This is a genomic window from Neobacillus sp. FW104-15D2, assembly GCF_058790155.1.
This window is the reverse complement of sequence record NZ_JBYTCJ010000031.1, coordinates 15,614-36,212: the sequence shown is the minus strand read 5'-3', so window position 1 is coordinate 36,212 and position 20,599 is coordinate 15,614. Positions and strand designations below refer to the sequence as shown.

Genomic DNA, 20,599 nt, shown 5'->3' with positions numbered 1-20,599 from the left:
ATATATTAATGGAGGTAATTTAGATGATATTTAGAGATAGTGGATATGTTAAGCCCACTGCCCTTATAAAGGAAAAACCGGTCGCCCCGGTATATCCTGTGCCGGCACAGCCAATGCCTGTACCCCCAATGCCAATAACACAAATGCCAGTACCGCCAATGGCCGCTCCAATGCCAATGCCAATTCAACCAATCCCAGCTCCAACCTGTGAACCAGTAGCAGTAGGGTGCCCGGAATATTGTCCGCCAACTGCTTTTCCTGCTGAATTTGATCCACCTCTTGTTGCACCAACGCAGGAATTTGTAAAAACAAATTTGTTTAACAGGGTAGTATCACATGTAAATCCCACTCATACAACGACAGTAAATAAAGAAACGATTACTCATCAACACTTTTTCCCTCACACAGAATCCTGTGTAAATGAATGCTGTGAACAACATGTAATGTGTGGCGTGCCATATAACCCTTGTTGCATGCCAGGACCGGTTGGACCGGGCGGAGGGTTTGGACCCGTTGGACCGGGTGGAGCATTTGGACCGGTCGGACCGGGGGGAGCGTTTGGACCTGTTGGACCAGGCGGAGGGTTTGGACCGGTTGGACCTGGTGTAGCGTTTGGACCAGGTGGACCAGGTGGAGCATTTGGACCGGTTGGACCTGTTGGACCTGTTGGACCAGGTGGAGCGTTTGGACCGGGCGGACCCGTTGGACCTGGTGGAGCGTTTGGACCGGGCGGACCCGTTGGACCAGGTGGAGCGTTTGGACCAGGTGGAGCGTTTGGACCGGGTGGACCCGTTGGACCAGGTGGAGCGTTTGGACCGCCATATAGACCGTTTGGTTTTTAATTTTCCAGAGCCACAAGGTTTTGACATTTAGAATTATAATTAAAAACAGGCTGAATGACAGATGGTCACAAGGCCTGTTTTTTACTATTATTGTATTTTAGATTACATTTTAGCAAAGAGGAAAAATATGAAGCATACATCCATCAAGTTATTACTTCCAGTTTTATTTTTATCTATATTTTTATCGGGCTGCTCTTCGGGTAGTCTAGTTAACACCGTCAAAATCGATGACTCCAAGATGATGTTTGAAAACAACACCAGCATTTACGATAAAAACAATCAAGAAATTCAAAGTCTTTCTTCCTCTCAAAATAGAGAAATGTTTCATTTGAAAGACTTGCCTGAATACCTAAAGATGGCATTTGTCATGACTGAGGACAAGCGGTTTTATCAGCATGGCAGTGTAGATCCAAAAGGCATTTTCAGAGCGCTTTATAATGATGTAATGACAGGCAGCAAAAAAGAAGGCGCCAGCACCATTACTCAGCAGCTTGCACGGAATGTTTTTTTATCCAATGAAAAAACATATGAAAGAAAATCAAAAGAAATTATTATCGCGGCTGAGATTGAAAAAAAGTATACGAAGGATCAAATCCTGGAAATGTATTTGAATTATATTTATCTGGGAAGCGGGGCTTATGGTGTACAGGCTGCCGCCCATGAGTACTTTGGAAAGGACGCAAAGGATCTTACTATTGCTGAATCCGCTCTTTTGGCCGGTTTGCCAAAGGCGCCGAGCAGTTACTCCCCTCGCAATCATTTGGATTTAGCCAAAAAACGCAGGGCTGTTGTCCTTTCTATCATGAGAAAAAATAACCTTATTACTCCCAAACAGGAAAAAGAAGCGAATGACGAAGAAATCACTTTAGCGAAAAAAACAGTCAGTCGATATAGTCCTTATCAGGCATATATCGATTATGCTGCTAAGGAAGCCGCTAAGGATCTCAACATCCCTCTTGAACAGCTTTCTCACGGAGGTTACCAAATCTATACGAACTTTGATATTTCCCTGCAAAAGTCAATGAACCAGGCTGTATCCAATTATTCTTTTTCAGAGGATGAACCGGATCAAGTCGTGGAAGTTGGAATGACGTCCATTGATCCAAAAACCGGAGGAATCCTGGCTTTATATGGCGGAAGAAATTACAACTACCGGGATTTTAATCATAGTACTGCCCCCTATCAACCGGGGTCTGTATTAAAACCACTTGCTGTATATGCGCCTGCTTTGGAAACAAAGCTCTGGAAACCAGAATCCATGATTAAGGACGAACCAATGAGCTTTGGCAATTACTCGCCGCACAATGCTGGCGGGCGCTATCATGGATACGTCACCCTCGATGAGGCACTTGCCAGGTCGCTGAATATACCAGCCGTTTCCCTTTTGCAGCAAATTGGTGTAGATAAAGGTTATCTTTTTGTACAAAATGCAGGAATACCATTAGATCCAAATGATAGGAATCTATCACTTGCACTTGGCGGTTTGACCAGAGGGGTTTCAACACTTAAAATGGCCCAGGCATACGGAGCATTTGCGAATCAAGGGGTTATGAATGAAGCTTATTCTGTTAGGGGAATAAAGGACAAGAACGGGAAAACCATTTATACAGTACCCCCCCAATCCAAGGTTATTATGACTCCTGAAACGGCAGATGACATAACTAAAATGCTGAAGGATGTTATTTTTAAGCCTTATGGAACCGGCCGATCTGCCAATATTGGACGACCTGTTTCCGGCAAGACGGGGACAACTCAGTTAAATATTAAAGGTCTTGATGGAAACAAGGATGCCTGGTTTACTGGGTATACAGATGAAGCCGTCACCTCTATCCATATTGGATTTGACCGGACAGATAGAAACCACTATATCACCGGCGGAGGCGGAAAAATACCCGCAGAATTGTTTAAAGATTTGATGATAAATTATTAAACCCACTCCCTATTAAAAAAGGAACTTCCATTTGCGGAAGTTCCTTCTTTTTTCTATAAATTTGGTTTTACTGGCTGATCGTGTTCTAACTGGATAAGCTCCAATTTTTGATTATCTTCTGGTAACAAATCTCGCATAAATGGAATCACCCAGCGATCAAGCCCATATTTTCCAGCATTAAAGCCTGCAAAAAGGATGATAACTCCTAATAAAATATCTATTGGGTTAGAAGAAATCGTTCCAGCCATCAGATAAGAAAAGTTCATCAAAAGGCCAAAGAACATTGCTGCAGTTGTTAGACAACCTAAGATTAATCCTAAGCCTACTAAAAGCTCACCGGTAGGAATCAACTTATTAAAGATGTCAACATTAGGCAGAGCTACATGTTTTAAAAAGCTGACATACGGACCAAAGACCACCGATCCGTCGGTTCCTTTTACCGGGTGAGCAATGGCATTCATTATGAATTCAGAAGAATCGAAGCCACCACTTATTAATTTATGTATACCTGCAATAAGCCATGTGTAACCCAAATATAAACGAATAACTGCTAAAATACCCGAAGCTATCCTGTTTTGTCTTAACCAATTTACAACCATTTACAACACTCCTTAAGAAATTTGTTTTTATGTACAAACTTACCTTAACAAATTTACTTTGCCTCAAGGAGAGATTGATCAATATTTAACATACTCTTAAAAAGGATTTAAACCAAACTAAACAATTTAATCAGATTGTTACATAGAAAAGCAGATGATATGGTGGTTTCAGTATTCTTAACATTCGTTCCCTTAATGTTTTCTCAGCCATTACCTATTTTCACCTGCTACATCTTACTATTTTCATTTAAGCTGGATTTTTCATAAGATACAGATGGGAATCGTATGGGTCCCGCTTTCATGACAAGTCCATCGAGTTTGCGCTTAACTTGCTGTTCGGTCCATTCGGCGGTCTCGATTATACCATCCAGGTCGATCCCTGTGGCAATTCCCATGGACTCAGCCATATTCACTAAATCCTCCGTGCAGACATTTCCAACGGCTAAAGGAGCATAAGGACAGCCGCCGAGCCCTCCGATGGAGCTATCGAACCGTGTAACTCCCAATTGAATGGCGGCCAAGACGTTGGCAAGCCCCAATCCTCGGGTGTTATGGAAGTGCAGGGAGATGGGCACGCCCGGAAAGTGGAAATCAACCTCTTGAATCATGTGCTGAACTTGTTTCGGGTTGGCCAACCCTGTCGTATCTGCGAGGCAAATTTGACAATTTCCTAACTTTATATAGGATTCTATCATTTTCAACACCCGGTCTTGCTGGATGATTCCCTCAAACGGACACCCGAAGGCAGTAGCGATAATTCCTGTTACTTGTTTTCCCGTCTGCACCGCTTCTTTGATAGGCGTGGACAATCGTTCAAGAGTATCCCAAGTGGGTCGTCCCGCATTTCTTTTGTTGAAGGTATCAGAGGCGGCAATGGCAAAATGAATATCTGTCAAATTTCCCAAACGGAGCGCTCTTTGCACTCCCCCTGCGCTTAATACCAAACCCGCATATCTCACTCCGTTTTCTTTAGGCAAAGCCTCAATAACCTTTTCGGCATGGGCCATTTGGGGAACGAGGTCATCCCGTACAAAGGAAACACATTCAATTTTTGAAAAACCCAATTTCGATAACTTCGTAATCATGTCGACTCGCTGTTGAACGGATAAATAGGTAGCTTCTGTCTGCAGGCCATCTCGTGGTCCGACTTCGCAGATTTCAATCAAAATAGCACCAACTTTCTGAATATTTTGTATTGCATACAATTTATCTAAATTATATAATTAAAACTGTAAAAAGACCAAGTTTTTTAATTTTTGTATACAATATAAAGGAGATGTTGAAAAATGCCAGCTGATTTCCCCTTATCCGATCTTCGTGTCTTGGAGCTTGGCTCCTTTATTGCGGGACCATTCACGGGACGTTTATTTGCCGATTTTGGTGCTGAAGTAATCAAGGTGGAGCCGCCTGACCGCCCGGATCCTTTGCGGAAGTGGGGAGATACGATTGATGACAACGGCCTATTCTGGGCGATTCAAGCGCGAAATAAAAAGTGCATTAGTCTAAACCTTAGAACGAAGAAAGGGCAAGAGCTGCTTAAAAAAATTCTGCCTCATGTAGATGTTGTCATTGAGAATTTCCGCCCAGGGACATTGGAGAAATGGAATTTAGGGTATGAGGTCATGTCCGAGATCAACCCTCGATTAATTTTAGTTCGTACATCTGGATTTGGCCAAACAGGACCTTATAAAGATCGTGCAGGATTTGGGTCGATTGGCGAGTCCATGGGAGGACTGCGTTATGTTACTGGTGAACCCGACCGGCCGCCCGTTCGTGTTGGCATCAGCATTGGCGACTCACTTGCTGCGATGTATGCCATGATCGGATGTTTAACTGCGATCCATGAGCGGAGCCGCTCTGGAATGGGACAAGTGGTGGATACGGCGTTATACGAGGCTGTTTTCGGTGTCATGGAGTCGACTATTCCTGAATATGTGCTGCTGGATAAGCTCCGCGAACGGTCTGGAAACATTCTTCCAGGTGTTGCTCCTTCGAATATTTATAAAACCGGTGATGATTCCTGGATTGCGATCGGCGGAAATGCGGATACCGTGTTTAAGCGACTAGCCGCCGTTATGGGCCAACCCAATCTTGCTAGTCATGAACGATATGCAACCCATGAAGCAAGAGGGAAAAACCAAAAAGAATTAGATGAACTGATTGAAGCCTGGACCCAATCCAAACCATGTCATGAACTGTTAGAGCTTTTATCGGCAAACGGTGTTCCTGTGGGCCGGATTTATAATGCCAAAGACATGGTGAGCGATCCTCAATTTATCGCCAGGGAAATGATCGTTCCGTTTGAACATCCCGAATTGGGTTCATTCCCCATGCCAGGGATAGTACCTAAGTTAAGCCGCACCCCAGGTCAAATCCACCACGCGGGGCCTACGACGATTGGGGAACACAACCGGGAAATATACTGCGATTGGCTCGGCATGGAAGAGTCTGAGTTTCTTGTACTGCAATCTGAGGAGGTGATCTAACTCTTATTTTACCGTGGATGGAAAAATTATAAGGGAGGTAGTTACAATGGGAAAAGAAGTGCTTGCAGGACCCCGGTTAGACCGCTTACCAATGACCAAACGGCATCGTTCCATTTTATATCTTTTAGCGGGCGGGGGATTCTTTGACGGATTTGATCTTTATATCGCAGGGTCTGTACTTGCATCAATGGTGGCTTTAAAATTCTCTTCAGTTGCAGCGAATGCATCCTTTATTTCAAGCACGTTCTTCGGTTTATTGATTGGGACACTTATTGCTGCAGTAGTCGGTGATCGTTATGGACGAAAGTTTACATTAAAATACTCGCTCTTGGTGTATGGAATCGCAACCATATTATGTGCGGTTTCCCCTTCCTTTGGATGGTTGATTGCTTTTCGTGTCATTGCGGGTTTAGGTTTAGGATCTGTCATTGTCGTGGGTTATGGAATGTGGGTGGAGTTCGCTCCGAGGCGAACGAGAGGCTTCTGGACGAGTGCCCTATCTTTTTTGATCAACCTTTCCCAGCCGGCAGCCGCGTTGGTGGCCTTATATTTAATCCCTGAATATGGCTGGCGGATCATGTTTTGGATTGCTGGAATTCCCCCGATTATTATATGGGCTCTGCAAGTCCGATATTTGCCAGAATCCCCGCGTTGGTTGGAGCAAAAGGGCAAATACGAGGAAGCGGAAAAGGTTCTTGTTCAATTTGAGCAATTAGTTCCTAATCTGGCTCCCGTTGACTCAGTCCGGCAACCTGCGCTCAAAGCGGCGAATGCCAAACAAACCCTATCGATATGGAGTCCCGGCATCCGCAAAATCACTATTATGTCAATTATTATCTCTACGATTATGATGACGACGTGGTATACCTTTACCGCATGGATTCCTACGTTTTTCATTAAACAAGGTTTCTCCGATGTCAAAACCTTTACGTTTTCATTGGTCATTATGCTTGGAGCGATTCCTGGGAATGCCCTGGCCGCCGTGCTTGCCGACCGCCTGGGACGCAAATATACGTTAGCATTTATGTCTGTTTTCCTTGGAATTATTGGCCTATTTTATGGCTCGGCTAGCAGCCCTGCCGCAATTATGAGTCTTGGGTTCATCTTTGTCATGGGTGGCAATATTCTGATCGCCATTGTTTTGGCAAGCTACATCCCTGAATTATTCCCTACTTCGATACGGATGACTGGTTCTTCTGTAGCCAATGCCTTTAGTCGGGGTGGAACGATTCTTTCTCCTTATCTCATTGCCTACCTGTTTACCTATGGTGGTCAACATGCGGTTTTCTGGTTTTCCTTTGCTTTATATATAGTCATGGCGATCACCATTTTGGTGCTTGGCAGTGAGACGAAAAAGCTGAGCCTTGAAGATATTGAAAAACAAGAGATTCTCGTTAGTGAAAGCGCTTCACATTCCATGTAAACTAGGAACTTGGGAATACCTCCCTTTGCTTAGCATCGGGGTATTCCCCTTTTTAATTCCCAATTATGTTATATTTATCTTATTACCTTTTTGAATAAGAAAACGGAGTCGATCAAAATGGCTGATTCGTATGAAACTATCCGCACCTGGATCATCCGCGGCAACTTGCAACCAGGTCAACGATTACTAGAAACCCAATTGGCAGAACAACTAGGGATGAGCCGAACCCCTGTACGTGAGGCTCTCCGTCGATTGGAAATCGAGGGACTCATTCAGTTCGCGCCTAACAAAGGGGCTGTCGTTAAAAAGTATACAAAGGAAGAACTAAATCACATTTTTAACCTCAGGTTATTGCTGGAGGGATATGCTGCTGAGCAGGCAGCCCAAAATCGCAAGGAGCATCATTGTGAGGAAATTGCCTCATTGAATGAAGAGTTCGAAACCTTTTATGGGATGGTTAAATCCCAAGGTATATTGGAAGGACATGTCGATAGATTTGTCGCGATCAATGAGAAGTTTCATCGTCTAATTTGGATGGCCACCGGAAATCCTCAACTCCATGTTATGCTCGAACGAATCATGGTGATTCCTCTTGTCTATAAGACTTATGATAAATATTCCTATGAACAAGTAGGGAATTCTCTATCCGCACATATGACCATTGGAACAGCCATCATCAATAGAGATCCCTTACGTGCAGAAATTGCCATGAAGGAGCACATTCTGGCCGGACGTGACTATGCTTTTACTTTTTTGTCTTACCGCCAACAAAATGCTGATTTCCCACGCTAAGCCCTTTTTTAAATAGGCTCTGTTAAATTTTAATGTTGATAATTACGTAAAAAATTAAGGAAACCCTATTTATTAGGGTTTCCTTAATTTTAATCAATGAACGCTACCCGTTTAATAATTATAAAAATTCCTTAAATACGTTGTTCTTAATCTTATTCCACTCTGAATGGATTATACTAAAATATACATCGTCTCTACTGACCCCAGATGTATCTATATAATTAGCTCTAAAAACTCCTTCTTTTTTTACACCCAACTTTCTAATTGCTTGTTGAGAACGAGTATTTCTTATATCGGCACTAAACTGAACCCTTCTAAATTCCATTTCTTCAAAGGCAAATTTTAATAACTCAAATTTACAGGCTTTATTTAATCCTGTTCCCCTAAAAGATTTACCGTACCAAGTCCATCCAATTTCTAACCGTTTGTTATTAAATTAAATATTTCCGTATCTTGTTGACCCCGCTACTTCATTATTGCCCCGTTGGTTTAAAAAAAAGGCGGTTATCCTTCCTAGAACAACCCACCCATTAATTGAACAACAACATTGTATTTAGTCCCTTATCCCTATCCCTAAATATCTCTTTGTGTTGACATCCATATAGATAACATAATAACCAATGGTGGGATTTTCATTGGTAGGATAACTAACAATATAAACTTCTTTCTTATAAACTCCCTCAATAAAGAAAGGAAAATTTCACGTTTTCTCCTGTTTTCTTAGATTTTCATAGTAGTTTTCATTCCGGTAAACGTTATTTTACTGACACTAAAAAAGATAATATTTTAGGGAATCTTTCTCTAAAGAAAATATAATTATGTTCCGCATCCTTAATAATTTCAAACTTTACATTTGAAATTTTCTCTCTTAAAATTTCATAAATGGAATTATTTGAAGCTAAAAATTCCTTACTAATTAAAGATTCACCTGAAGCTTCTTTAGTTCCACAGTCTAAGTAAAAATCTTCAATCGATGATAAGTCGGAACTTTTTAATAACTTTTCTAGCTCCTCCTGGTTACGGTAAAAAGCAGAAGAAACAGCAGCTACTCTGGTGAAAATGTGAGGATATCGACACGCAGCAAAAGTGGAAATTAGTCCTCCTAGTGAAATTCCCGCCATCGCAGTACGGTTTTTTATTGTAAGGTATTTATTATCTATGAATGGCTTTAGTTCATTTACGATAAAGTCTATGTACTCTGTCCCTTTTCCACCTTCTGAACTAGAATAACCTAATATTTTCTTGCTGTATTCTCCACTTACCCAAGGACAATATTCATTTTTTCGGTCTTCACTATTTTGGTCTATACCGACAACAATAACTTCCAATCCATTTTCATCTAAGTAATTTTCGAGTTCTAAAGATTTTCCACCAATTGCATCATTATCCCGAAAAACATTTTGTCCATCGTGCATATATATCACGGGGTACCTCTTATTTCCTCGGTTGTAATTTTTAGGTAGATATACTCTAATCAGTCTTTCTTGTTCAAATGGAGTTATAAATACAGGAAATATTTCCAACACGATTATTCCACCTTTTACCATCACTTCTAATTTTATTTTACCATATTGTGATTTAATCCCTTGCATCCTTGTTGAACTAACCTCCCTCAATAAAAGAGGCTAAAACGCCGATTTACTCATGTTTTCTTAGAATTTCATAGTTGTTTACCAAACGGTAAACGCCTTTATAAATGGAGGATCTCCACTTCAAAGAATATTTTTAAACAGAGTGAGAAAAAAGATGAGAAAACTTAATTTTCAACTTTCTCACCCCTTCCTACCTGGATTTCCTAAGCAACAAAAAAAGCAGCCAAAGAAAGAGAAATAATTCTTCTCAATCTTTGACTGCTTTGTGTTGGCATTATGCAGAACCTTTATAGCGGTTCTGAAAGTATAGTTCTATATCGGGTTCAGAGAAATTTCATTTACTTTTTGGGTTTTCAGCTTATAAAACTCGTTATTTATGAATCTTATTTACTTTTATCAAATTTAGAATCAAACCGTTTTCTTTCCTTCACCACTTGTTGAGAGGCAGAATCCACATAGCCAGCAACTATTTTCGAAGCTTTCAATTCTGATGGAAGATTAGTACTTGTTTCTGTTTTATCTGAATTCCCTACAAGGATGTTAGAGTTAGATCCGGAGATCAGTAATGAACCATTCTCTTGTGTATAAGCTAAAAATACATATACCTTATTGGACTCTGGTAGACTGTCCTCTTCATAAAGTACAACAGATTCATTATCTTTATCAACTCCTCCTGATTTGGTAACAGGAATAGAATCATCGGTTTCTAAAGTGCCTTTTATGTTCTTTAGTACAGTCACTTTGTAATTGGTATATGGAGAAGTGACCTCTATTGTTCCCTTAGAGGTCTCTACGGTAAGGATAACGATATTCTGTATCAAATTGTTGATCCACACGGCCAAGAAATACATAATCTGCATCTCCAATGGTTTCTTTCGGATTATCTACATTGATAGCAAAAGAACCTTCCATTTGAACCACTGGCAACTTTTTAATCTCACTTGCACTTAGGTTTTTGCTTGAACATCCAGCTGTAAAGATAGAAAGACTCAACAATATAGAAGCGGATAAAACAAACTTTCTCTTATGTCTCACTAAAATTCCTTCTCTCTACAGATACAGGGATGAAAAGAGATGCGGCTAATGCAAAACCTAAAACAAACTTTACTGGTTTTAACCTTTTTTTCATGGACCTTTTGCCCTCCTTTTATCTATAAACCCCAAGTTATGTATATATGGGAAATGTAGCAACCCCATAATAAGATTCATAGATTTGACGGTAAATTGGTTGGAGGGAAATAATTCCAACAGGAAAAACAAGTGTTATCTTTTGTTCACATATCCTTACGTTTTTCCGCTTTGAAACGGTGTTTATAGGAACGTAGCCGCCTCGGGATTAGTATTAGAACATATTGCTCGGGCTTCATCTGCTTCTTTAGATGACAATCCCACAAAGTCTGAATTCTTTTCCTTTAGAAGTATAAAATTACCGGATAAAAACCCCATATTTATACACAACCTGTTATTAGTTACTTTCAATTTTTTATTCAGATTGTTTATTCATTTCTAAAATTAAGAAGTGTGATGTTTGTAGAGCTTTGATTGAAATATTTTCTTCAACAATCTCCAGCCCATCCTTATCAGATAACTTAATATCATTAATGACAGAAGATCCTTCTATTTGGACTAAATAAGCCTGCCTATCTTCTTTAACAGGGAAGCTAATATCTTTTCCTTGATCTAATTCCAAAGAATAAATGTTAACATCTTGGTAAACTTTGATTGGAGCATTGCCGTTTTGTGCGGATACCATATGCAACCAATTATTTTTTCTATCTTCCCAATTGAATCCAAAATCTCCGTAGTTGGGCTTCAGTCCATTTTTTTGAGGGAAAATCCAAATTTGCAAGAACCTAAGTATATCTTCTCCCAAATTATGCTCACTAGGGAGAACGCCCGTTCCTGCACTCATGTATTGAATTTGTCCGCGTGTTATTGTGCTTTTATTCCCCATGCTATCACCATGAGTTAGTTCACCATTTACTACATAGGATATGATCTCCATATCTCTATGAGGATGTGTATCAAATCCTGTTTTCGGCTCAACTAAATCATCGTTAATAACTCGTAAAACACCGAACTGGATATTATTTGGATTATAGTAATCTGCGAATGAAAAGTGGAATTTACTTCTTAACCATCCATGATTACTAGCACCCATTTTATTACTATCGATTCTTCTTAACATAGCGTTCCCTCTCCGATTTAAATCTTATTTTTATTGGTTAAATAATCTGCGATACCAACTTGCAGCTTCTTCAACCTCTTCAAAGGTTAATTGATGACCTCTATTCTCCCAATGGAGTTCAACTTTCGCATTAGCATTTTTTAATAAAGATTCTAATTCAGCAGATTCCATTGGCGAGCAGATTGGATCATTCGTTCCCGCAGCAATAAACACTGACTTACCAGATAAATCGGGTAGATCAATACCTTTTCTTGGTACCATTGGATGATGAAGAATCGCACCCTTTAATGCATTTTGATAATGAAATAATAAACTGGCTGCAATATTCGCTCCATTTGAATAACCAATCGCAATCATATTATCACGGTCGAAACCATATTTTTCTGCTGCTTCATCAAGAAACTCATTTAACTCTTTTGTTCGGAAGACCAGGTCTTTCTCATCAAAGACTCCTTCTGCTAATCTTCGAAAGAAGCGAGGCAATCCATTTTCTAATACATTACCACGAACACTTAAAACGTTCGCCTCATCATCAATTCTTCCTGCAATAGGCAAAAGGTCTAATTCATTTCCACCTGTTCCGTGAAGCAATAACAGCGTTGGTTTTGTTGGGTCTTGACCCTTATTGAATATATGTTTCATTATTTATCCCCCTCCAGTACACGCGCCTCCACCTGAGGTAAGGTATTTTCTAATTCTTCACGTTTTGACTCTAACCATGATGGCAGCATTAGTTTTTTTCCAAGTTCAGCGACTGGTTCATCCACTGAAAATCCTGGTGGGTTCGTTGCTATTTCGAAGAGGATGCCTCCTTCTTCATGGAAATACACTGCTTTAAAATAGTTCCGATCACGAATTTCTGTAGGATAATATCCTTTATCTTGGAGAAGTGTTCTCCATTTTAGAAAACTTTCTTCATCCTTTGCCCTCCATGCTATATGGTGAACCGTACCAGCTCCCATAAGACCACGAACCGAAGGAGTCAATTTAATATCAATCGTGTTTCCAACCTTCGCATCCGCTTTAAACCTAAGAAAGCCGGATTCATCCCCCAAACATTCCAGCCCTAATATATTTTCAAGCACATCAGCAGTTTTGTTTGGTTGCGCTGAGATTAAAGTAGCTCCACCGAATCCTTTAATGGCGTTTTCTGGTCGAACTCCTCCAAAACTCCAATTATTTATTGGACCTTCATCTCGTTCAATCAGTTCTAATTGGAGTCCGTCAGGATCGTTAAACTTCAAATAGTTCTCACCAAAGCGAACTGATGAAGTGAACTCAACCCCGAATTTCTGCAATCGATTTTCCCAAAATGTTACCGAACCCTGCGGTATAGCATAACTGGTCACACCAACCTGCCCTAATCCAATACGACCTTTTAACTGCTTAGCCCATGGAAAAAAAGTAATTACTGTTCCCGGTTCGCCTGTTTCATTTCCAAAATAAAGATGATAAACTTCGGGACGATCAAAATTAATGGTTTTTTTAACGAGTCTTAACCCAAGTACACCTGCATAAAAGTCTATGTTTCGTTGAGCATCGTTAACCATGGCTGTTATATGATGAATACCTGCTGTTTTTTGCATTTTTTCCTCTCCATTTCAACAATGGGATTTTTAAGGGATTATTTAGGTCTTTCAATCTCGAAAATCTCACCAATTTTAGCGTAATTATTGCCCGCCAATCTACTAACCGCAGCTAAGCCCTTTGGGTCAATTCTTCCATTTTCATAAATGTCGCTATTTATGTGAAATTGAACAACTTTTCCAATAATCAGTTCACAACCAGGCGTATCCGTGCCACCCAATTCCAAGGAATGCTCTAATGAACATTCCATTCGAATTTTCGCCTCCTTAACACCTGGTACAGAAATTTTTACACTTTCTACGGGTGTTAAGTTCGCTAACTCAATCTCACTTTGATCAGGAGGAAGGCTCGCAGCTGTTTTATTTATTTTTTCAACATTTTGTTCGTCAACGATATGGACCACAAATTGCTTGGACTCGATGATGTTTCTTGCTGTATCTTTTTGTCTCCCCACTGAGCCCTGAATAGATAACGAAATCATCGGGGGATTGGATGACACGATATTAAAATAACTAAATGGTGCACCATTCAAAACACCGTCTTTTGATATGGTTGTTACGAAAGCAATTGGTCTAGGAATGATACTTCCTATTAGAAATTTATAATTTTCTCTTTCAGACATCGAGGCTGGATCAAGTGAAATCAAAAAAATCATCCTTTTCTAAATTCAGTCTAGTTCTCTTACTTCAATCGGTATCAATTCTCGTTCTAATTTTGCTCTATGAGCTTCATACTGTTCTGGTAGCATTAATTTTTCACCCATGGTCGCTTGTGATTCATCATGAGCAAATCCTGGAGGATCAGTGGCAATTTCAAAAAGTATTTCTCCATGTTCTCTAAAGTAAATGGCATTAAAGTAGTTTCTATCCTGAACAGGAGTGACCCCATATCCATTCGCCGCAATATACTTTTGCCAATCCAATTGATCTTCGTCATCAATAGCTCGCCATGCAATATGGTGAACTGTTCCTACACCCATTTTCCCTCGTCCAATTGCAATTAACTTTAGATCGATAACATTGCCAATGTCTGCTGAAGAACGGAAACGGATGAAGTCCTTTTCTTCTCCAATGAATTCAAGTCCCATTACTTTTTCTAACAAATCTGCTGTATTGTGTGGTTGAGTCGATAATAGAGTAGCGCCGCCAAAACCTTTAATAGCAACATCTGGCGTTACACCGCCGAAAGTCCAAGTATTGAGTTCTCCTTCTCCTCTTTCAACAATTTCTAAGTGTAGGCCGTGTGGATCATCAAATTCTAAATATTCTTCTCCAAAACGCTCCATCTTTGTGTAAGGAACATTAAATTTTTCTAGTCTTTTTTGCCAAAACTCCATGGCTCCTTTCGGAACTACATAAGAAGTGACTCCTACTTGACCATCACCAATGATTCCTTGCTGAGCTCCTGCCCACGGAAAGAATGTTATGATTGTTCCTGGCTTACCACCTTCATTACCGAAATAAAGGTGATAAGTTCCCGGATCATCAAAATTGACCGTTTGCTTAACTAATCGTAAACCCAATACTCCTGCATAAAAATCAACATTTTCTTGGGGATGACCAACAATTGCCGTGATATGGTGGATACCCATTGTTTTCTTACTCATTTTTTAACACTCCTTTTTAAGGTGAAATTTATAAAGAAAGTTATTAACTAATTTTGTACCAACTTCGATAGTTCAAGCATTTTTATATTTAGTTTTAAGTTAAGAATCTCTAATTTGAGATATATAAGAATAAAAATGCATCTAAAGCAAATTGACCAGGACCTATTAAGGCAATACCAATAACAACCGCAATTAATGTTAGGTTATATTCATATCCATTTGCTGTTGCCCATAATCCATTTGGAGCATGTACTTTTATGATAGCCATTATCATGGTTCCTGCGATCAAAATTGCTGCAAGTGGGGTTAAAAGTCCTAATGCAAACAAAATCCCCCCAATAAGTTCTGCCAATCCTGCAAAAAGAGCCACGGTTACGCCTGGTTTCATTCCAATGGATTCAAACCAACCACCGGTACCTTTTAACCCATAACCACTAAACCAACCAAACAATTTTTGAGCACCATGACCCACAAATAGTAAACCAATTACCAAACGTATGATTAATAAACCAATATTTATCATCTGAAAATCCTCCTAAATGTTATTTATCTCGAATTCGAGATAATGTATTAAAAAATGAAAGGTTAAACTTTTTTCCTTACTTTTTTCAAAAGCTGCACCAATGTCTCTGCTTCATCAGAATCTAATGAGTCAAACATTTGATGAACAAACTCATGATATTTCGGCATAATTTCGTTCATCAATTCATTACCATCATCAGTTAATGTCACATGTATCACCCGGCGATCATCTGGACAGGCATGACGGCTTAATAAACCTCTTTGTTCTAGTTTATCTATAACATAGGTCATCGAACCACTTGAGACCAATATGCAATTTCCAATTTGTTGAATTGTTTGTTTTCCTTTTTGATAAAGTACCTCTAAAACGGAAAATTCCGTAATACTAAGCTTATTGTTTGTCATTTCTTCCTTTATTCGATCATGAATGGCTTTAGATGTTTGCATTAATATCAGAAAGGGCAAGTTATTGCATTTCCTCTCCATTAATTTTCACCTCCTCAAGAAATCTCGAATTAAGATATCTCGAATATGAGATAATATTAATATTTTTTTTCTTTGGTGTCAATAGCTTATTTATTTTAGTTTACAAATTATTTTTTCTTTCACTATTGCATATTGTCGAATAAATGTAATTGAATATATACACTGTTCCTTTCCACTGACTTTAAGAATGGTACATACTTTTGTTGTTTTCCTTATTGGAGTCGAACTTTTCGATTATGTTACAATAGTTCAACCCAGATACAAAAAATTTCATGTACCTCTTTAAATTTCATATTGTCTCCTTCCAATTAAAGCATATTCTATATTATTTTTCTCCATATATACATTAAATCCTTCCTGGAACAACCCACCCGTTAATTGAACAACAACCTTGTTATTTAGTCCCTTATCCCTATCCCTAAATATCTCTTTGTGTTGAAATCCATATAGATAACATAATCACCAATGGTGGGATTTTCATTGGTAGGAAAACTAACAATATAAACTTCTTTCTTATTAAAGTGTTCTAATTTTCGTTTAATAATTGTTGCATCTTTCCAACTACCTACTATATGGGGCATTTCATCCTTGGGAATGTAGTTCCATGCCAATTCCCTAATATCGTGTGCCTGTTTATCTGATATTTTAGGCTGTACTATTTTGGTATCTGCCTTTTTATATGAAAATCCCGCATAGGAACATAGAGTAACAGCTACAATCAAGGCAAAAAAAACATAAATTTTAATAATATTCCCCCCTCTTTTTCCTTACCATCTACCAATATATACAACTGAAGTCTGTTAAAAATGCGTCTCTGTGAAAAAATATATTCAACTAAGCTCCCTCAATAAAGAAAAGAAAATCTCACATTTTCTGCTGTTTTCTTAGATTTTCATAGTAGTTTTCGTTCCGGTAAACGTGTAATAGTTGGGGAATTATCACATGAAAGGATAAAAATTGGAATTTATGAGGAAAAAGTGCTGTCACCCACTAACCTATGGTATGTGAGTTTTGTCCTTTTCGCTGTCGGGCTTGGGACTCTCTCATTCTACCAAGAGGTTATTTTTTTATTCAAACTCCATTTTCTTTCATTGCAGGAATGCTGCTCCTTTAGCTGATAAGAAAAAAGCTGTCGCAGCACCTCTCTTACTTCACATGAGCCCCCTTTACTTGAAGTGTATGTATTCACAATCAAATTAAATATCCTACTAATAATGTTATTAATTCCTTAATTCCTGATATTAGCAAATTGGATTTACCATTAAATTATGACTTAGTCCAAACTCGATTTACTTCTTTTAGCGTCGTCCCATCAAAAGTTAATTTATAAATATCTGGCATATCAAGTTCTTTCCAAAAACCAAAATCATATTTATTATCAAAGTAATTCATTATTAAAACCATTATATTACCGTGCATTCCTATTGCAATGTTGTTACCTTCATACCTTTTTAATACCTCAAAAGTTGCTTTCACTCCCCGTTTCTGAGCAATAATATTGGATTCTCCTCCTTTCCAAGTAAAAGTAGGTTCTTCCCAAACTTTTGTGACAGCTAAATCAAAATTCTCGACAGGACTTCCAGACAATTTCCGTTCCCTAAAACATTTATCAATTATTACTTCTTTACCAAAAATATTTGCAACTCCTTCGACTGTTTGAACTGCCCTTTTGAAAGGGCTCGAAATCACACAATCCATATTTTCTTTTTCCAGAATTTGAGTAATTTTTTTTGCGTCAGCAACACCTTTTTCTGATAAGGGTCTTCTAAATTCATCAGGTGTATATGTTGAATGAGCGTGTCGTACAAAATACAAGTTGGTAAGCAAAATTGTCCCTCTCCTATATAATTTTCTTTATGAATTATGAGTTTAACGTCTTGTAAACATTTTTCCTTGTTCTACTAACCTGCCACGTTAGTCGAATAAGAAAAAGGCTATCATAGTCCTAGTCTTTTTTCTTAGCATCTGAATCCGCCTTCTTGTTCAACTAACCTCCTCTTAAGTTTAATAGAAAAGTTATCTAATTTCTCATATCCTTCACGACCTTCAACGCCATTCATATTTCTCTTACAAATACCTTTTAGTCTTATCCGCTACCTAGATTACCCTTTTCCAAATTCCCAATTAAATACTCTAATCTCCTAATCATTTTCAAAAAAATAAAGTTTTTCATTCATTTTATATTGAAATAAAGGAAATCATTTAATATAATTATTTTTAATTTTAGAATAGTTTAAATATTTTTACATCACTACTTTTTTAAAGACAATAAGGAGGAACAAGATGCAAACAAATCCACGACCAGAACCAGCGTTTGAAGGAAAGCAGAAGAAGGGTTTTCAACGTCCAGATGCATATGTGCTTATGTTGACCATAGCACTTGTCGCAGCCATTGCTTCATACGTGGTCCCAGCAGGAGCATTTAAGAGAGTTTTAAAAGGTGATATCACGGTTGTTATACCAGGCAGTTATCATCATATTGCCCAAACACCGGTCAGCTTTGTTCAATTTTTATCAGCTATCCCTGAAGGAATGGCTGCCTCAGCTTCTATTATCTTTCTAGTCATGTTTACTGGCGGTACCATTGCCGTTCTTGAAAAAACAGGTGCCGTTAACGGTCTTATTCATTCAGTTGTTGACAAATTTAAAACCAAACAATTAATATTTATCGCTGCTGTTGGATTCTTATTTTCTATCTTAGGAACCACAGGTATTGTAGTGAACTCCGTTATCGGCTTTATTCCACTTGGGATACTTGTTGCGAGAGCACTCAAATGGGATGCGCTGGTTGGTGCTGCTGTCATCTACCTAGGCACATATGCCGGATTTAACTCACAATTCCTATCCCCTACTCCATTAGGAGTTTCGCAGAAGATGGCAGAACTTCCAATGTTTTCGGGAATGGGACTCCGGATTATAAACTATCTTGCCTTTATATCCGTCACCATTGCTTATTTATATTTCTACACAAAAAAATTAAAAAAGACTAACAAAAGTTTGTTAGGCGACGATTGGTTCCCAGACAAAAGTATTGCTGAAGCTTCTGATAAAGCAGAAAAAACACCATTCACTGGCAAACAAAAACTTATTTTGGGCGTCACTACTTTATTACTAATCATATATGTATATGGAGCCTTTAAACTAGGTTGGGCTGACAATCAAATGTCAGCAGCATTTATTTTAATCGCCATTCTAGCGGGTGTTATCGGCGGTTTAAAAATTAATGAGATTGCCAGAACCTTTGTAGGTGGCTGTCAAAATCTTGTATACGGCGCGTTAATTGTAGGAATGGCAAGATCCATTTCTGTAGTATTAACAGAAGGGAATCTATTAGATACCATCGTAAACTCCCTAGCAAATTTGTTACACGGCCTAAACCCATTCTTCGGTGCTATTGGAATGTATCTATTAAGTGCCTTATTACACTTCTTTATTTCATCCGGAAGCGGAGAGGCGGTAGTATTAGTACCAATTCTTACACCACTTGCCGATCTAATGCATATAACTAGGCAGGTTGCCATCCAAGCGGTTATGGTTGGTGAAGGTGTAGTCAACTGTTTTAACCCAACATCCGGTGTTTTAATGGGTGTGTTAGCGGCAAGCGGCATCCCTTATGGTAAATGGGTACGATTTGTACTCCCATTAATCGGTATGTGGTTTGTAATAGGTTTAATCATCCTTGCTATCGGAGTTGCAATTGGCTGGGGGCCACATTGATCATTTGTTAAGTAGGTGTTATATGAATTATTACGAAAGAACAAAAGAGAGTTATCCCAATCTGACAAAAGGTTTAAAAAAGATTGCAGAAGCACTAATATCGAATCCTATTATCTTTGCCACCTATTCTGCCAAAAAAAGTGCAGAAACACTGGATACGAGTGAAACGATGGTCATTCGATTTTGCAAAGCAATTGGATATCACGGGTATCGCGAATTGCAATTGGATGTTCAGCATTCCATGCTCTCCTTAAAACGGGATTCCGATATTAGCATAAAGAACAATTCATTCGAAAGCATTATGAAGGTAGATGCTGAAAATATTCAACAAGCAACTTCCAATATCGATTGGGGAATTGCAGAACAAATTGTTGATAAACTTCTTTCGGCAACGGAAATTAAAATAGTAGGATACTATCAGTCTTTTTCATATGCACATTGGTTTTCCTATACTCTTGATGGTTTATTAAATAAAGTGTCATTGCATCGTCCTGATACAGACACAGGTATTAAGCATAAAGGAAAAGAGTATTGCGTCGTTATCTTCTCTTATTACCGATATGCCTTGGAGTCGATCAGAATTGCAGAAGAAGCAAAAGCAAACGGGAACACCGTCATCATTATTACGGATTCTGCACTCTCCCCTATAAGTCACTTAGGAGATTACGTTTTATCGATTCAAGTTGCACAGAAGTCTATTTTGGAAAAAGGACCCGTGACCTTTTCCCTTTTAAATACGATTTTGCTCCATATGGCTCAAAAAGTTGAAAAGTTAGAAGCAGTGAACCCTGTCAGCAGGTATTACATTAAATAAAGAAAGGGATGGGTG

At 38.9% G+C, this 20,599-nt stretch carries 22 protein-coding genes; 7 read left to right on the top strand and 15 right to left on the bottom strand.

Going from position 1 to position 20,599, the window contains the following annotated elements; translation table 11 throughout:
• The first annotated feature begins 23 nt into the window (after window positions 1–23).
• Window positions 24–842, top strand: coding sequence for a CotD family spore coat protein (locus tag AC3WR0_RS20610; RefSeq protein WP_492554044.1), 819 nt, complete (start codon window positions 24–26; stop codon window positions 840–842).
• Between the two features lie 127 nt (window positions 843–969).
• Window positions 970–2,772 carry a transglycosylase domain-containing protein gene (locus tag AC3WR0_RS20605; RefSeq protein WP_492554043.1) on the top strand — a complete coding sequence of 601 codons (1,803 nt, stop codon included), beginning with the start codon at window positions 970–972 and terminating at the stop codon, window positions 2,770–2,772.
• 53 nt (window positions 2,773–2,825) lie between these two features.
• Here AC3WR0_RS20605 and AC3WR0_RS20600 read toward each other — a convergent pair whose 3' ends face one another.
• Window positions 2,826–3,371, bottom strand: coding sequence for a DoxX family membrane protein (locus tag AC3WR0_RS20600; RefSeq protein WP_492554042.1), 546 nt, complete (start codon window positions 3,369–3,371; stop codon window positions 2,826–2,828).
• A 227-nt stretch (window positions 3,372–3,598) separates the two neighbouring features.
• The gene (locus AC3WR0_RS20595; protein ID WP_492554041.1) at window positions 3,599–4,537 is read right to left on the bottom strand and encodes a hydroxymethylglutaryl-CoA lyase; all 939 of its coding nucleotides are present in this window, start codon (window positions 4,535–4,537) and stop codon (window positions 3,599–3,601) included.
• A gap of 120 nt (window positions 4,538–4,657) precedes the next feature.
• On the opposite strand from AC3WR0_RS20595, the gene AC3WR0_RS20590 reads away from it, so the two are divergent.
• From AC3WR0_RS20590 to AC3WR0_RS20580, 3 genes are all read left to right on the top strand, one after another.
• Window positions 4,658–5,857, top strand: a complete 1,200-nt coding sequence (locus AC3WR0_RS20590; protein WP_492554040.1) for a CaiB/BaiF CoA transferase family protein — start codon at window positions 4,658–4,660, stop codon at window positions 5,855–5,857.
• A gap of 46 nt (window positions 5,858–5,903) precedes the next feature.
• Window positions 5,904–7,280 carry an MFS transporter gene (locus tag AC3WR0_RS20585; protein ID WP_492554039.1) on the top strand — a complete coding sequence of 459 codons (1,377 nt, stop codon included), beginning with the start codon at window positions 5,904–5,906 and terminating at the stop codon, window positions 7,278–7,280.
• A 117-nt stretch (window positions 7,281–7,397) separates the two neighbouring features.
• Window positions 7,398–8,072 carry a GntR family transcriptional regulator gene (locus AC3WR0_RS20580; protein WP_492554038.1) on the top strand — a complete coding sequence of 225 codons (675 nt, stop codon included), beginning with the start codon at window positions 7,398–7,400 and terminating at the stop codon, window positions 8,070–8,072.
• 118 nt (window positions 8,073–8,190) lie between these two features.
• Here AC3WR0_RS20580 and AC3WR0_RS20575 read toward each other — a convergent pair whose 3' ends face one another.
• The 13 genes from AC3WR0_RS20575 to AC3WR0_RS20515 all read right to left on the bottom strand — a co-directional run bounded on the left by AC3WR0_RS20575 (window position 8,191) and on the right by AC3WR0_RS20515 (window position 17,880).
• The gene (locus AC3WR0_RS20575; protein WP_492554068.1) at window positions 8,191–8,487 is read right to left on the bottom strand and encodes a GNAT family N-acetyltransferase; all 297 of its coding nucleotides are present in this window, start codon (window positions 8,485–8,487) and stop codon (window positions 8,191–8,193) included.
• 340 nt (window positions 8,488–8,827) lie between these two features.
• Complete coding sequence (locus AC3WR0_RS20570; protein ID WP_492554037.1) at window positions 8,828–9,664, bottom strand: alpha/beta hydrolase; 837 nt, start codon at window positions 9,662–9,664, stop codon at window positions 8,828–8,830.
• A 383-nt stretch (window positions 9,665–10,047) separates the two neighbouring features.
• A complete protein-coding gene (locus AC3WR0_RS20565; RefSeq protein WP_492554036.1) occupies window positions 10,048–10,485 on the bottom strand; it encodes a hypothetical protein in 438 nt (145 codons plus the stop codon).
• Window positions 10,445–10,699, bottom strand: a complete 255-nt coding sequence (locus AC3WR0_RS20560; RefSeq protein WP_492554035.1) for a hypothetical protein — start codon at window positions 10,697–10,699, stop codon at window positions 10,445–10,447. The genes AC3WR0_RS20565 and AC3WR0_RS20560 overlap by 41 nt, the downstream gene beginning before the upstream one ends.
• A 448-nt stretch (window positions 10,700–11,147) precedes the next feature.
• Entirely contained in the window at window positions 11,148–11,852 is a 705-nt protein-coding gene (locus AC3WR0_RS20555; protein ID WP_492554034.1) for a pirin family protein, read from the bottom strand.
• A 30-nt stretch (window positions 11,853–11,882) separates the two neighbouring features.
• Window positions 11,883–12,494 carry an alpha/beta hydrolase gene (locus AC3WR0_RS20550; protein WP_492554033.1) on the bottom strand — a complete coding sequence of 204 codons (612 nt, stop codon included), beginning with the start codon at window positions 12,492–12,494 and terminating at the stop codon, window positions 11,883–11,885.
• Window positions 12,494–13,438, bottom strand: a complete 945-nt coding sequence (locus tag AC3WR0_RS20545; protein ID WP_492554032.1) for a ring-cleaving dioxygenase — start codon at window positions 13,436–13,438, stop codon at window positions 12,494–12,496. Before AC3WR0_RS20545 ends, AC3WR0_RS20550 begins: the two co-directional genes overlap by 1 nt.
• 38 nt (window positions 13,439–13,476) lie before the next feature.
• Window positions 13,477–14,094, bottom strand: a complete 618-nt coding sequence (locus AC3WR0_RS20540) for a flavin reductase family protein (RefSeq protein ID WP_492554031.1) — start codon at window positions 14,092–14,094, stop codon at window positions 13,477–13,479.
• A 12-nt stretch (window positions 14,095–14,106) separates the two neighbouring features.
• Entirely contained in the window at window positions 14,107–15,045 is a 939-nt protein-coding gene (locus tag AC3WR0_RS20535; protein WP_492554030.1) for a ring-cleaving dioxygenase, read from the bottom strand.
• Window positions 15,046–15,154: 109 nt separating this feature from the next.
• Window positions 15,155–15,568, bottom strand: a complete 414-nt coding sequence (locus AC3WR0_RS20530) for a DoxX family protein (protein WP_492554029.1) — start codon at window positions 15,566–15,568, stop codon at window positions 15,155–15,157.
• A gap of 62 nt (window positions 15,569–15,630) precedes the next feature.
• Entirely contained in the window at window positions 15,631–16,053 is a 423-nt protein-coding gene (locus AC3WR0_RS20525; protein ID WP_492554028.1) for a MarR family winged helix-turn-helix transcriptional regulator, read from the bottom strand.
• 398 nt (window positions 16,054–16,451) lie between these two features.
• Window positions 16,452–16,775, bottom strand: a complete 324-nt coding sequence (locus AC3WR0_RS20520; RefSeq protein ID WP_492554027.1) for a hypothetical protein — start codon at window positions 16,773–16,775, stop codon at window positions 16,452–16,454.
• A 544-nt stretch (window positions 16,776–17,319) separates the two neighbouring features.
• On the bottom strand, window positions 17,320–17,880 hold the full coding sequence (locus AC3WR0_RS20515; protein WP_492554026.1) for a histidine phosphatase family protein: 561 nt from the start codon (window positions 17,878–17,880) through the stop codon (window positions 17,320–17,322).
• 456 nt (window positions 17,881–18,336) lie between these two features.
• On the opposite strand from AC3WR0_RS20515, the gene AC3WR0_RS20510 reads away from it, so the two are divergent.
• Window positions 18,337–19,770 (top strand): YfcC family protein, encoded by a 1,434-nt coding sequence (locus AC3WR0_RS20510; RefSeq protein WP_492554025.1) that lies wholly within the window; start codon window positions 18,337–18,339, stop codon window positions 19,768–19,770.
• A 22-nt stretch (window positions 19,771–19,792) separates the two neighbouring features.
• The gene (locus tag AC3WR0_RS20505) at window positions 19,793–20,584 is read left to right on the top strand and encodes a MurR/RpiR family transcriptional regulator (protein ID WP_492554024.1); all 792 of its coding nucleotides are present in this window, start codon (window positions 19,793–19,795) and stop codon (window positions 20,582–20,584) included.
• The last annotated feature ends 15 nt before the right edge of the window (window positions 20,585–20,599 follow it).